This window comes from Peribacillus sp. FSL P2-0133, assembly GCF_037975445.1.
Taxonomy (GTDB): Bacteria; Bacillota; Bacilli; order Bacillales; family DSM-1321; genus Peribacillus; species Peribacillus simplex_E.
This window is the reverse complement of sequence record NZ_CP150254.1, coordinates 2566023-2580352: the sequence shown is the minus strand read 5'-3', so window position 1 is coordinate 2580352 and position 14330 is coordinate 2566023. Positions and strand designations below refer to the sequence as shown.

The following is a 14330-nucleotide window of genomic DNA, read 5'->3' as shown; positions in this document are numbered from 1 at the left end:
GTTAGGTAAACGGCTGTTTTTGAAATGAAAATATACATGAACTACCATAGAATTAACGCAAGGTGTATGATTGCATTAAATATCAAGTTTACGGGTACCAATCCATTTCACAATTTCAGGATCGCGATGTGAAAAGAACAAGCTTTCTTTCGTATCTAAAGTAGCGATTCTTTCCATATCCTCTTGACCTAATTCAAAGTCAAAGATATTGAAATTTTCAATCATTCTTTCCTTACGAACAGACTTCGGAATCGCAACGACTCCTCTTTGTGTCAACCATCGTAGAATAATCTGGGCAACGGATTTATTATGGTTTTCGGCTATTGATACTAAAATTTCGTTCTGGAACATGTTATTTTTTCCTTCAGCAAATGGTCCCCAAGACTCTATTTGAACATTGTTCTCTTTCATAAACTTAGCACTTTCTATTTGCTGGCAGAAAGGATGAGTCTCAACCTGGTTTACAGCAGGGATTACTTCATTATGAGTCATCAAATCCATCAGACGGTCCATTTGGAAGTTACTAACTCCGATAGCCTTGACTTTACCTTCACGATACAAGTCCTCCATAGCGCGCCAAGAACCATATACATCGCCGAATGGCTGATGAATTAAATACAAATCCAAATAATTCAATTGCAGTCTTTCAAGTGAACGACGGAATGCTTTCTTTGTGCTCTCATAACCAGCATCCTGAACCCAGAGTTTTGTGGTAATAAACAATTCCTCTCTTGGCACATCACTCCGTTTGATGGCTCTGCCGACTGCTTCTTCATTTAGATAAGAGGCAGCAGTATCGATTAGGCGATAGCCTGCCATTATAGCGTCATAAACGACTTGTTCACACTCATTTTCATCTTGAATCTGAAAAACACCAAAGCCAAGTATAGGCATCTCAACACCATTGTTCAAAATTACTTTTTGCATATTAAAACCTCCTGTTTTTTAGTAAATCGGAACATACTATTTACAATAAACAACATTTATTGGTGTAAAATTATCTATCTTGATGTGTAGGACGAATAAGCATTTCATTAATTGCTACATCTGATGGCTGTTCAATGGCAAAAGCAATTGCACCAGCAATACTCTCAGCGTCAATCGCACCTTCATAAGCTTTATCGATTCCTGGCTTGAGGTCCATATCTGTAATGGAATTTATTAATTCACTTGTAACTGCTCCTGGTGAGATAATGGTTGTGCGGATATTATTGCTATACTCTTCTTTACGTAAACCTTCCGTAATTGCACGTACAGCAAACTTTGTTCCTCCATAGACCGTACTTCCAGCTCCAACAACATGTCCAGCTACTGAAGACAAATTAATGACATGTCCTGATTTTTGTTCTCGCATGGATGGAAGCACAGCCGCAATCCCATAAAGTACGCCTTTAATATTGACGTCGATCATCTTATTCCAGTCTTCGATTCTTTTCTTATAAAGAAATGAATGCGGCATGACGCCAGCATTATTCACTAATACATCAATTTTTCCGAACTCTTGAAGCGCATACTCAGCAAGCTCTTCCATTTGTTCATGTGACGTTACATCGGTTACTTTATAAATAGCTTTTCCACCATTTTTTCCGATGTCTTTCTGTAACTGTTGTAAACGTTCTTCACGACGAGCTGCCAAGACCAACTTCGCACCTGTAGAAGCAAGTTTTTTAGCTGTTGCCTCTCCAATTCCACTAGAAGCACCTGTAATAATCACAACTTTATCTTTTGTATTAGACATCATTTATATCTATCCTTTCTTAATAAAAAGTACATTTATTGATTCAGAGGATTTGCCATCTAAAAGCAAATCCTCTGCTGAATCTATTTTCTAAAACTTCACTGCTGTGCACTTGAGAGCTCACGGCTGCGTCTAAATGAAAACACTCCAATTAGTAGAGCAATCACGACTGATGTAGCTCCAACCCAACTGATCTCTTGTATTGATGACCTTCCCGCAACAATACCTCCAATTCCAGCACCCGCGGCAAATCCAAGTTGTACAAAGGAACTGTTCAGACTAAGTACGATACTAGAGGCTTCTTGAGTCAGCGAGACTAGGTTAAAGTTTTGGGTAGGTCCGAACGTCCAAGCGGCGATTTCCCAAATCATGAGCAACGGGAGGGTAACCATTACCCATCCAAATCCAGAGACAGTAGACAGCAATACTAGCGAGATGATGTGGACAGCCATGGATCCGACCAGCGTGCGGACGATGCCGATCCGGTCTGCCAATAAGCCACCAACCTTAGAGCCAATCAAGCTCGCGATACCCATTGCTAAGAGAATCATACTCAATTTTTCTTTCTTAGTTGGTATAACGGCGGTCAGAAAGGGAGTGATATACGTATTGAGCATTGAATAACTAATAAATACAAAGAAGGTTACACCAAGAGTGAGTGCGACTCTCGGGTTCTTCAGGAGTGCAAGACGCTTGCCCAGAGAAACAGCCGCCTCGCTTTCCATGACCGGAATCGTCCATGCAACGGCAAAAATAGCCAGTAGGCTGAAGAGTCCGATGCCCCAGAAGATGACCTTCCAATCATAAGACGAAGCAATCATACGGCCAAGGGGAACGCCAAAGACTAGGGAAGAGCTATACCCCATTGCGACATTGGCCATCGCTCCACCCTGACGTCCAGGAGCCGCCAGTTTTGCAGCTATACCATAGGCCGTGACAACGAAGACCCCTGTTCCAATCCCTAGTAAAACGCGAGAAGCCATCAGCAATCCAAAGCCTGGAAGAGCAATTACCCCAATGACGCCAAGTAATATGATGGCGAGAGCCAGTAACAATTGCTTACGCTGATCCATCTTCGAGGTTGCTACCATAACAATGGGCGTGCCGATTGCGTTACCGAGAGCGAATACGGTAATAAGCTGACCTGCGGTTGCTACCGATACATCGACGGAAGCAGCCACTTGATCCAACGTACCTACGATGACGAATTGTGAAGTACCGACCACGAAGCTAATAAGGGTCAGCATGTAAATTTTCCAAGTATTTTTCATTCTGTTCTATCTACTCCTTTATCTATGATGTGATATGTTAAGTTTTGAATTTTAGACTTTTTGTATCTTGTTTAGTTCCCAGTAAAAATCCCCGTTGACTTTGAAGCCACAGCATAACAACAGCTTATTTCCATACAATCAGCCCGTTAGAAGAAACTTCTGGATCATTTCGTTCTACTCTACGCTTTGCATGATTTATCTTTCATTCTTTGCATTATTATCGCTTTAAACGGTTATATTATTTAACCGCATCCTTATTATGCTACAAGGGAGAAAGCAAGCGGTATCCCATTCTTCTCAAATGATTGCCCAATTCTCTCACGACCATTTACGCAGAAAGTGAATTAGTTTTATAATGGGACCAACACGGATGAAGAAAACAAAGGAGGATTTTATGTTTGAACAATTATATAGACAAAGAGTTGAGCTCGCCAAAATCATAGAGGATCACACAGGACGTGACGGTACTCAAATGACTGCTATTCCGTCTTTATTTTTCTCCCGTTATTCTAATGATACTGGACCAAATTACGGAGTTCACAAGCCTTCCTTATGCATAGTGGTTCAAGGGATGAAGGAGGTTTTGTTGTCACAGGAGCTCTTTAGATACGGTCCTGCCGATTACCTTGTTGCATCCGTTAAGCTGCCAATTACCGGACAAGTCACGGAATCCTCTTTCGAAGTGCCTTATCTTGCTCTCAAACTTGAATTTATACCGAGTGAAATATTAGAGGTGTTACGTGAATTCCAAATGGGAGTTGACAAAAAGGAAAATGCAAAACGAGGTATGTATGTCAGCAAAACAGAGCCATCTTTGCTAGACGCGTTAACAAGATTAGCTCGTCTGCTAGATACTCCAAAAGATATCAAGGTACTTGCTCCTTTAATCGTGAAAGAAATCATCTATAGGGTTCTGCAAGGAGAACATGGGGATATGCTGAAACAAATAGCCATAGAAGGAAGTTCTACTCATCAAATCAGTGACGTGATTGAACATATCATGAATAACTATGAAAAGTCTTTTAAGATTGAAGAACTTGCGGAAATAGCAAATATGAGTGTTTCTTCACTTCATCGGCACTTTAAAGAGATAACCGCGATGAGCCCAATTCAATTCCAAAAACAACTGAGACTTCAAGAAGCCCGAAGCCTGTTATTATCCGAATCCGCAGATGCAGCAGATGTGGCATTCCAGGTAGGCTATGAAAGTCCATCACAATTCAGCCGTGAATATTCGCGCATGTTTGGTTTACCACCAAAAGAAGATATAAAGCACCTGAAGGAGGAATATGAACAAAGGGTAAAAGCTTGAATCTCCTTCACGTAGGTTCATTCTATGTATTAATTTAGTGGCAGCTACACTTTAAATAATATAAAAAAGTGCATTAATCTAATCCCGGATTAATGCACTTTTTTTATTCTGCAATTTACCTATCTTTGTACGCTATAGCTTTATCCTGCTTCCGAACAAATTTCAGAACATAATGAGTCCCACTGATATATATTCCCATGATAGCTAGATGATCTATTAAAAATCCCATGGAAGACTCATCAAAGCTCCAACCGAATGGATTATATATGGTTAACCTCGAAAGCATATCTCTCTCGAAGGAAGTCTGCACACCATAGACAACAATCAACACCGCTATTATACGGAATGCAATTGTGCGGATACGGCTCGTGTTGGTAATTCCCGTCATCTTTCGTACTGCATTGATTATGGTTCCCCAGGACATTCCTATATGCACAGCCATGAAGATAAATCCCCAATATGAAGCCATAACATGTATCTGTAATAGAGTCATGTCATTGTTTATAGAAATAAAGGCAAATATGTCACGAGAAATTGGCACAGAACTTATTATCACCACAGCCATGGATACAAGAAAAAGCAAATTGACCGTAATGCTCAGTATACGTTGTACATTGTGCTTTCCCTTAAAAATCGTTTTATACCATCGTCGATTTAAAATATTGTGGGCAATAAACAACAAAAACAATATAATTCCTATCAGTTCATGGATTGTATTTCCGGTAATCTGATAAGCCATTGCAACTAACATCAGAACGGTCATAGAAAGATCAATAACCAATCTGATTAACATATTTCGATTCAAGAAGTTCTCCTCTTTCTATTAATATTAATACCTGGGTCGGTTTTCCGTCAGGACGTACTATTGGTTATTACTTCGAGTTCCGTTCAAATGCTCAATCCCTATGTCTATTGATTAAAATGAATCATCAAAAGAACCTTCTGGATGATCCCTGCTTTTTCTTCATCTTCCATTAAGCGATTTCCATGTAAAATATCCAGCGAGTCCTCCAGATTATCACCTACCGCTTTTACCTTCCAGTGATTTGTAGGGATACCTGCAATCTGTGATTCTGTACTGCTGTCCTTTGATCCTGTAAAATCTTCAAGATCATAACTCTTCATTTCATCCAACGTGTTCACGAAGTCATCACGCTCCTGATTGGCGTGACAAGAAAAGCAGCGACCGATGTCTTCCTCGTAATCCACCGACTTGTCTCCATTGAATTCCTGGTATAGCCAATCGCCGTTACGCATCTCAGGGGGATTCTGATCTGCCCAGCCATCGCGCTTTACCATCACGAAGATTTCATCAAGCTTTTCATCCCTATAGATTTCGAGAGTGATGACGGTTTCGTCAGGGATTGACTGACCGTTCTGCACCGCTTCTATTGCTTCCTGGCTCGTGTAGAGCTCCTCCCTGACATTTCCTCGATTTACAGTCGTGTAGTTCACACCCTTATCGTAGTTCTCAGGGAATTTAACAAGTTCACGACTGAACTCAGACATCTCCTGCTGTGAGGTGTCACCCGATGGCCCCTTTTGAGAAATCCCATTTGTGTCATTATTGTTGTTGCAAGCAGTAAGAGTTAGGGACATAACCAGTGCAAGGAACGTAAATAATAGTTTTTTCATAATATTTTCCTCCTACAATTTTTAGTATTTGTATTGATTCGTTGGAGTCAAAGTAGTATAAGATTCTGTGATGTGGTGCTGTTTTTATGGTTATAAATTCTGTATTACCAAAGGTAATGACTATTATTGGGGACTAGCTGCTTATGTTTCTTTTCACTACTCTGTTTAGAACTTTGAGTTTTATTTCAACAAAATAATTGTTATAGAAAAAGTAGAGGCTTTTTTATTATGCAGCAAATGAAAAAACGAACGATATCCTATTCCTATCAAATGGTTGCCTAATCCTACTACAATAAAAATTAAAGTTATACGCCTGCTTATTTTGACAAAATCACAAATATCTTCGTATAGAATGAAATGACTTAACTGCTATAAGTCATAACGATACCAGTGGGATATTATTGGTGAAGAATCTATTGTTATCCCCTATGAAAAACAGGGTCAATATATTAAGGAAGAAGTGAATAACATAGGGCAAAGAAGATTTAACCAGGAGTATAAACATTTAAAATGGAGTTTGTGAAGAAATGTACACTTAAATTACCTGACCCGTTAGTTCCATAAAAAAAAGGCTGCCGCAGCAACCCCTGTTAATGAACTAAAGCACCTGTTTGTTAATAAAAGACTTACTTAAAAGTTAAATGATAGAACATACAACGCTTCAATGTTGAATTTTAAAACCACCCAGCATCCTTGTATTTATCCGCGGGATTTTCCACCTGAAATATTAACGGTTGTACCTGTAATATAGCTAGAACGGTCTGAAGCTAGATAAGATAGATTTGAAAATTTAAGTAGACCAAAATATGCGCAAAATAAAAGAACCCGTTCAGAATTGAAAAGATTCTTTATGTTTAATGATTATAGTTATTATTCTTCCAACCTCCTGGACTCGAAGTACCGCTCCAACTTCCTTTTTACCCGCTGAAGTGCATTATCAATCGTCTTTTTATGAACATTCAGTTCCTTTGATATTTCAAAATAAGTTTTTCCTTCCAAATACAAGTCCACAACACTACTTTCCAACTCACTAAGTACTTCCGTTAAAATCAGCTCAATATCGCAAATTTCTTCTGATTTTATTAAGATCGTGACTGGGTCATTTTGTGTCTGTTCAGGGATTAGATCAATTAGGGCCTGTTCCGACTCCCCTTGATAGATAGGCGTATAAAATGAAACATAATTATTTAAGGGAGAATGCTTTTGGCGAATAGCCGCTTTAACAGCCGTTATGATTTGTCTTGTAATGCACAGTTCCGCAAATGATCGGAAAGAGGACTTTTTGCAATTCTTGTAGTCTCGAATGGCCTTATATAGTCCAATCATTCCTTCCTGAAAGACGTCTTCCTTATCTCCACCCGTTAAAAAATACTTCAAAGCATTTGATTGAACGACACATCTGTATTTTTTGATTAAAAAGTCCAGTGCATCTTCATCACCATTATGGATTTTCCCAACCAACATTACATCTTCCATATGAGTATAGTTTTCCATTCGTTTCTTCTCGATGATTACACTCATTTTTTTTCCCCCACTCACTAAGTTGAGCCCCGACATAAAGGTTGCATTATCACTTCAATGTGTTAAAGTTCATTCAATATTATAATATCTCAGAAATGAAGATAATGATATTCGCAAATAACGACATTTTTCTACAAAATACTGATATTTATAAGTCCTGCTCTATAAATATATACTTTCAGTCAGCTTTAATTGTTTAGGTGAAGATCTCGTCATTATAGTAGTTTTGTTTAACTCCTAATCATTGACGGAAATAGTTATGCCGGTGGTTGTGGCAATTATGGTGGAGGTTCAGGATATGGAGGCCTAATAATAGCATAATTATAAATAATAATATTAAAGAACTATTCTGCACTAATGGTTTAACATAGCCTAATCAAAAGGAAAAGACGGAATCTATCGCATCTTTTACTTTTACTCCATTAGCTTTAATTGGAGAAACAAGTAGTATGCCATTTAAAACATCGCCTCTAAATTAGCTGGTTTCATTTAAACCCTTCATTGGCAAAATAAAAAAGCACCCTGCAAAGGATGCTTTAACATATTATTAACTCAGTTATAAAATTGAGAACTGGGATTTAATTATTCGCCAATGGCCCCTTTTGTTAAAGGTCGGAACTTAAGCATGCATAAGTAATTAAAGTGGTGGATTTTCCACACCCAAATGAATCCAATCTTCTTTTGGCGGTCCATAAACCCCAAAAGGTTTTATTCCTGCTTGACGCATCAGAACCGTAGCTTGTCCGCGATGATGAACAATATGCTTGATTAGTCCCATAAGGATGGAAGCATTTGTTTCCTGTCTTCCAAACGCTTCTTGTATTTGCTCTAGGGATTCGTCTGTCCATTGTTGTTCAATAATTTTGGCTGCGTGAGAACTTACATTTTTAAAAGTGATAGCAATTTCCTGGGCTGAAGATGGAACGTTTTCCGAACTTTCTATCCGGTCTATCTTTAACCCGAAATGAGCTAGATAATCTGGAATAGTCGTGGTGAAATGCCACGCAATTCTTCCTAAAGTGCGACCTTCAGGATAAACTTGTTGTTCTAATGAATCATCAGTCAAACTATCCAAAACATTTTGAGTCAGTATGGCTTCTTTATTCCATTCTTTAATAAAATCTCCAATTGTAATATACATATAATACCTCCCCTATTTCGATAGATAATTACTTACTCAAAGCACATTATATAATGTGAAACACACATAAATTAACTGTGAGAAACTTCTTAACGAATTTCTCAAAATTTTATCCATTAAATAGAGAAGTATTGGCATATAACGATGAAGCACCACCAGAGTGAACAAATAGGATGTTATCCTCCGGCTTAAAGGTGCCTTTTTGGATTAAATCAATGAGTCCCGCTGCCGCTTTACCCGTATATACCGGATCCAACAAAATCCCTTCTGTTCTAGCCATTAGCTTGACTGCTTCCACCATTTCAGGTGTAGGCAGAGCATAACCCGGTCCGACATACTCATCAAAACACGTAACAGCCTCGCGAGGGATCGAATTTTGCAGGGCGATGTGTGTTGAAGTTTCTCTAACAAGCTGAAAAACTTTCTCTTCTTGTTCAGCTTTTCCTCTGCTTACATTTATGCCAATTACTGATATTCCACTTTGATTTCCATGAAATCCTGCAACCAAACCAGCATGCATTCCCCCACTGCCGCTTACACAAATAACTGCTTTCAGATCAATGCCTTGCTCAAAGGACTGTGCTAAAATCTCCTGAGCGCATGCAACATATCCCGTTGCACCAATGACATTGGATCCCCCCACCGGAATGATGTAAGGTCGATGTCCTTTCTCTGATACCTCTTTAGCCACTTTCTGCATTTCTTGCATTAAGTCCGATCCATTAGGTACAACTATAATTTGGTCAGCCCCCAATAAATGATAGAGAAAATAATTACCGTTAAAATCCGGCTCTGAATCTTTTGAAAGTCCCTCTTCCAACACAAGGATGCATTTCATTTTCTCTTTAACGGCAGCAGCTAGTGTCAAGCGGCAATGATTTGATTGAATGCCTCCACATGTAATCAACGTATCCGCGCCTTTTTCCAACGCATCGGCAACAAGGAATTCCAGTTTTCTTGTTTTATTTCCCCCAGCAGTCAAACCAAGCATATCATCTCGTTTAACATAAATGGATGGACCCCCAAGAACTTCAGAAAAATGATCTAATCTTTCAATCGGTGTATATGTTGGTGTATATCGCTTCCTAGGAAATTGTGCTAAATTCATTTTAAAACTCCTCCTGTATTCTCTGTAGTACATTAAAGAAAAAAAGAATATCAATCTGATGTTCTCTTTACTTTAGATAATAAATAATAGCAAACGCTCCTTTTCCATCATAGCATGTTTAGGTAAACGAGCAACTTCATTGCACTTCTTACAGGATGGAATACATCATACATCGCGGCAAAGTGACGCATATCAAGACCCATTTTTACTGTAAGTTTGCTTCCGCTTATTATATGGTCCCCTTGTTTTCCTCAATATTATCAGGCATTTCTCCGGTTTCAGGATGGTTGGGGCTTCCCTAATTTTATACCTTGCAATAAGTACAGATAGCCTTGTAAGTATCTTTGGTTACAATTGTTTCATAGATCATATAAATCTACCTTTTTTATATGAAGTTAAATCATTAGTAGTCCGAAACATAAGCGGACTCGACCCTTTGAAATGTATAAACAATCAAAAGTCTGAAGCAGAGAATGACTTCAATCGTTTTTTAAGATAAAATATATATACTTGTATATAATTGGATTTTAGAAAGGAGCACCATGGAAACCAATCACTATCAATATATTACAGAACAAATTGAACATTATTCTTCTAAGCCCTTAAGGGAAGCAATATTTTTTGTTATTAAAAATGCGATCATTGAAGGGATATTTTTGCCCGGAGACCGTTTAACGGAAGATGATATCGCCCAACAATTCAATTGTAGCCGTACACCGGTTCGTGAAGCTTTGCGGAAATTAGAACAGGAAAATTTGCTTCAGGTGAAACCTGGTATAGGGATGGTCATATCCAATGTGGATATTGAACTTTTGCAGCAGGAATTGGAAATCAGGAAAATGCTCGAAAACTATTCTTTACAAAAAGCTTGTGAAGGAATTACGGAAGAGGAAATAAAAAAACTGGAATGGGCAACGGATAAACTGCAACAGGCCATAAATAATAATGACCGAATAGCGGCAAGTCGTGCAAACATTGAATTTCACCGCTTATTATATTCCTACTCGAGAAATACCTTTCTCCAAAAGACTACAGATTCATTATGGCTTTCTTTTCGAATTTCCTTTTTATCGGCCCGTAATGAAGATGTTACAATGGTTGATAAATCTTGGTATGAGGAACGAAACAATGAGCACTTACAGGTAATCCATGCCATTCGTGACAAAGATGCAGAAAAAGCAATAAAGGTCAATACGATCCATATCCAAAAAAACTATGATTATTACCTTGATTACATAAAACGTGTATCACAATAAAATTAAAATAAAGGGTGCCTATTTGCGAGTATTAAGTCCGCAATTGTAGGAACCCTTTTATATTAGGTAAATATTACGTATTTCAAGCAGCATTTCGGACGATTCGGGGAATATTTCGACCTTCTCTCTATTTTCCCGGCCGTTCCGCAGGATATTTTGCCAGGATTACTCGTGTGATTTTAAAGTTTGCATTATGAATCCAAATGCAATTTCACTTTTTGGAAGTCTTCAGGCGTGTCAATGTCAAATCCCCACATTGAATTGTCAAAAGAAACGGTCTCGGTCACCGCATCATATTTTTTGATAATGCTTTTACCACCTTGATCACCATTTATTGAATGGAATTCATTGAGTAATACTGCATCCACTAGTATCGGATGTCCTGCCTCCCCTTTATATTTTGGTCGAACGATCCGCACTCCTTCATCTTTACACTCAATATATTTATCTATTAAAGATTGTATGATGTTACGGGAAATAAGTGGCTGATCCGCAAGGAAGATCATGACTGCATCCACATGTTCTTTGATGGATTGAACTCCAAGTTTTAGAGAAGTGGACATTCCATCTGCATAATTCGGATTATGAATAATCTTCAATTCTGGATAGTCTTCACTATCTTGACGGATTTCTTCTATATATTTACCGGCAACCAAATAGATGGGCTGCATGCGGCTGCCAAGGATAGAATCAATGGCATGAAGAAATAGAGGTTGGCCCCGTAAAGGAAGTAACAGTTTAGGTTCACCCATTCGAATCGACATGCCTGCCGCAAGTATGATCGCGCCTACTTTAGGCATGAATCTTCACTTTTCCATGCAAGGGTGCAGGAATTCTTCCATTTCTAACAGACATCAATTCCGACACAATACTTAGTGCAACTTCTTCCATCGTTTCAGCACCGATATCCAAACCAATTGGTGAGTGGATTGGACCGCTGTTGAAGTCCTCTCCAATTGTATTAAGCATTTCCGTTGTACGGGAGATTGGGCCAAGCACCCCAATATATCGTGGATCACTTTTCAAAGCCACTTGTAGGGTTTTCTCATCTAAGGACTGGATATGATTCATGACTACCCACCATGATCCAGTAAATTCAGAAGGGTCTATTTCATCTGGGCATTTTTGCAAATTCGAAGCCAATGGAAACAAGCGATCATTATTGAAATTCTTGCGTGAATCCAATACCGTTACGGAAAACCCAGCTTTTGCTGCCAATTCGACAACTGGAACAGCATCCCTGCCAGCCCCGGCAATAATCAATTGTTCACTTGGCTTAATAGCATCAATTAGATATCGTTTTCCCTCCAGATTCACCAATTCTGCTCGAGTTTGTGCATCCATTACCATCCTTGCTTTTTCAATGACTTCAGATGGCACACTTCCATGATTTCCAATGAGGTTACCATATTTATCGACGATTAAACCTTTACCGGAAGATACATCCAATATCATGGTGAATTTCTGACCTTTCTGGACAATTTGATTTGTCATCATCCAGAATTCGTCATTTGGCTCAATAGGAAGGATAAATATTTCCAATTTACCTTTGCAACCTATTCCCAACCCCCAAATATCATTCTCGCTCAAGTCATATAGGTGTGTAACGCAAGTGTTGGTTTCCATAGCTTTTTCCGCCCAGCCATATAAATCGCTTTCCAAACATCCGCCACTTATCGTGCCAAACATACGACCGTCCGATGCCATCATCATTTTTGCACCTGGAAGTCTATATGCTGAACCCTTGACACCTATCTGCATGACCATTGCTGCTTTTTCGTGGCGCTCCCATGCGGAACTTATATTTTCCAACACGTCTTTTAATTCTTGTAACCTTGACATCTTTAACCCCCTCCTCTAAATCTGGTATTCACATATTTGGAAGCAGAAAAAGGGAGACAAATGGAAAATGCCCTATTTGTCTCTCTTCCCCATTATTCATTTTTAATGATTTAAATCAGAGCACTAATATCCTTTTCTGACTAAGAAAACACTTAAGAAAAGAGAAAGGGCAACAAAACATAAAAGGGCAATAAACCCGCCATTATATGAACCGCTCATTTGACTGAATAAACCGACAACCATAGGACCAAGAGCTGCAATTAAATAAGATACACAGCCGAAAACCCCACTGATGCTCCCCATTACCTCGGGTGATGAGACACGGTGAAGCATGGTCATGGTCAGGGCAGCTGGCATAAACAAAAGACCAATCAATAAAATGCTCAAGACGGCAGCAACTGTGCTGTTAGCAGTGAAAAGGGAGAAAAGCATGAAAATGATGATAAGCCCACACGCCCCGCCTACAAAAATCGCCCTCTTCATGAATCGATCGGAAAGAAACCCAGCCACCACTTGTACAATAATGGCTAATGCGAATCCACCGGCATTTATAACAGCGGAATTTACAAAAGCAATCCCTTTTTCTTCTGTCAAATAACTTGGTAAAAAGGTCGAAATCCCATAATAGGCAATGGAAATGCAAGAATAAACAATCGTTAAGACCCAGAACATCGGATTCGCAAGAACCGCTTTAACATTATCTTTACTAGCTGTTGGAGTTCCCCCTACTTTTTGATTACTTTGAATATAGTTTAATTCCATTGAATTAACCGCATAATGCTTAGCCGGATTATCTCTTGTCATGATCAAAAATATAATCAAACAAACGACAGATAATGCCGCAAGTATGAAGTAGCTTTCCCGCCAGCCATATGTGGACGCTATGATTGCTATTAGCGGGAGCCCAAGAACCGGTCCTATCGCATTTCCGTTATACCAAGTTGTCTGTGCCTTTGCTTGTTCATTCTGCGGGAACCAGCTTGAGGTTAATTTCAATGCCATTGGATACAGGACTCCTTCACCGATTCCCAATATGGCCCTGGACCATAAAATCGCACTGATGGAATCGGCCATTCCACCTAAAACCATCGCAAATGCCCACAGTGCGATCCCGATGAAACCGCTGCGCAGTGCACCTATCTTATCAACGATGAAGCCCCAAGCTAATTGACCAAAAGCATAAGTCACTAAAAATATGCTGCTAAGTGTTCCTTTCACTAAATTACCATCAATGCCCAGATCAGTTAGAAAAGGCTTGTTGGCAAGCAAAATATTAATATTTGCCTTATCCATCATGGAAACAGTGAAAAGAACAAGCAAAGGAAAAGCCGTGAAGAACCAACGGGTATTCGTCATTTTGCCCGATTGATCATGCAGTTGTGGATTTAAATTATTCAAAAAAATCAGCCCCTATTATCATGAAATGTTCGTAACTAGTGTAATCCCCTATTTACACCTTCCATTTTCATGCTCGTCTGTCGTTCTGTCATGGTATAGGGTACAATC

The 14330-nt window shown here is 39.1% G+C and carries 13 protein-coding genes; 2 read left to right on the top strand and 11 right to left on the bottom strand.

Annotation, left to right across the window (positions count from 1 at the left end; genetic code table 11):
- Positions 1-75 precede the first annotated feature (75 nt).
- The 3 genes from MKY17_RS12355 to MKY17_RS12345 form a co-directional block, all read right to left on the bottom strand.
- A complete protein-coding gene (locus MKY17_RS12355; RefSeq protein ID WP_098371949.1) occupies positions 76-927 on the bottom strand; it encodes an aldo/keto reductase in 852 nt (283 codons plus the stop codon).
- Between the two features lie 70 nt (positions 928-997).
- The gene (locus MKY17_RS12350; RefSeq protein WP_098372018.1) at positions 998-1738 is read right to left on the bottom strand and encodes an SDR family oxidoreductase; all 741 of its coding nucleotides are present in this window, start codon (positions 1736-1738) and stop codon (positions 998-1000) included.
- A gap of 98 nt (positions 1739-1836) precedes the next feature.
- The gene (locus MKY17_RS12345; protein ID WP_098371948.1) at positions 1837-3009 is read right to left on the bottom strand and encodes an MFS transporter; all 1173 of its coding nucleotides are present in this window, start codon (positions 3007-3009) and stop codon (positions 1837-1839) included.
- 394 nt (positions 3010-3403) lie between these two features.
- Between MKY17_RS12345 and MKY17_RS12340 the strand changes: the two genes are divergently transcribed.
- Positions 3404-4321 carry an AraC family transcriptional regulator gene (locus MKY17_RS12340; protein WP_098371947.1) on the top strand — a complete coding sequence of 306 codons (918 nt, stop codon included), beginning with the start codon at positions 3404-3406 and terminating at the stop codon, positions 4319-4321.
- Between the two features lie 115 nt (positions 4322-4436).
- Here MKY17_RS12340 and MKY17_RS12335 read toward each other — a convergent pair whose 3' ends face one another.
- The 5 genes from MKY17_RS12335 to MKY17_RS12315 form a co-directional block, all read right to left on the bottom strand.
- Positions 4437-5126, bottom strand: coding sequence for a DUF4405 domain-containing protein (locus tag MKY17_RS12335; protein WP_098371946.1), 690 nt, complete (start codon positions 5124-5126; stop codon positions 4437-4439).
- A gap of 104 nt (positions 5127-5230) precedes the next feature.
- Entirely contained in the window at positions 5231-5956 is a 726-nt protein-coding gene (locus MKY17_RS12330) for a cytochrome P460 family protein (RefSeq protein WP_098371945.1), read from the bottom strand.
- Positions 5957-6826: 870 nt separating this feature from the next.
- Entirely contained in the window at positions 6827-7477 is a 651-nt protein-coding gene (gene sigH / locus MKY17_RS12325) for an RNA polymerase sporulation sigma factor SigH (RefSeq protein ID WP_098371944.1), read from the bottom strand.
- 637 nt (positions 7478-8114) lie between these two features.
- Positions 8115-8618 carry a DinB family protein gene (locus MKY17_RS12320; protein WP_098371943.1) on the bottom strand — a complete coding sequence of 168 codons (504 nt, stop codon included), beginning with the start codon at positions 8616-8618 and terminating at the stop codon, positions 8115-8117.
- Positions 8619-8727: 109 nt separating this feature from the next.
- A complete protein-coding gene (locus MKY17_RS12315) occupies positions 8728-9726 on the bottom strand; it encodes a D-cysteine desulfhydrase (protein WP_098371942.1) in 999 nt (332 codons plus the stop codon).
- 542 nt (positions 9727-10268) lie between these two features.
- Here MKY17_RS12315 and MKY17_RS12310 point away from each other — a divergent pair.
- Positions 10269-10982, top strand: coding sequence for a GntR family transcriptional regulator (locus tag MKY17_RS12310; protein ID WP_098371941.1), 714 nt, complete (start codon positions 10269-10271; stop codon positions 10980-10982).
- Between the two features lie 191 nt (positions 10983-11173).
- Here the strand turns inward: MKY17_RS12310 and MKY17_RS12305 are convergent, their stop codons facing one another.
- The 3 genes from MKY17_RS12305 to MKY17_RS12295 form a co-directional block, all read right to left on the bottom strand.
- Positions 11174-11782: a nucleotidyltransferase family protein gene (locus MKY17_RS12305; RefSeq protein WP_098371940.1), complete on the bottom strand. Its 609-nt coding sequence runs from the start codon at positions 11780-11782 to the stop codon at positions 11174-11176.
- Positions 11775-12824 (bottom strand): XdhC family protein, encoded by a 1050-nt coding sequence (locus MKY17_RS12300; protein ID WP_098371939.1) that lies wholly within the window; start codon positions 12822-12824, stop codon positions 11775-11777. The genes MKY17_RS12305 and MKY17_RS12300 overlap by 8 nt, the downstream gene beginning before the upstream one ends.
- 123 nt (positions 12825-12947) lie before the next feature.
- Positions 12948-14222 (bottom strand): MFS transporter, encoded by a 1275-nt coding sequence (locus tag MKY17_RS12295; RefSeq protein WP_098371938.1) that lies wholly within the window; start codon positions 14220-14222, stop codon positions 12948-12950.
- Positions 14223-14330: the final 108 nt, after the last annotated feature.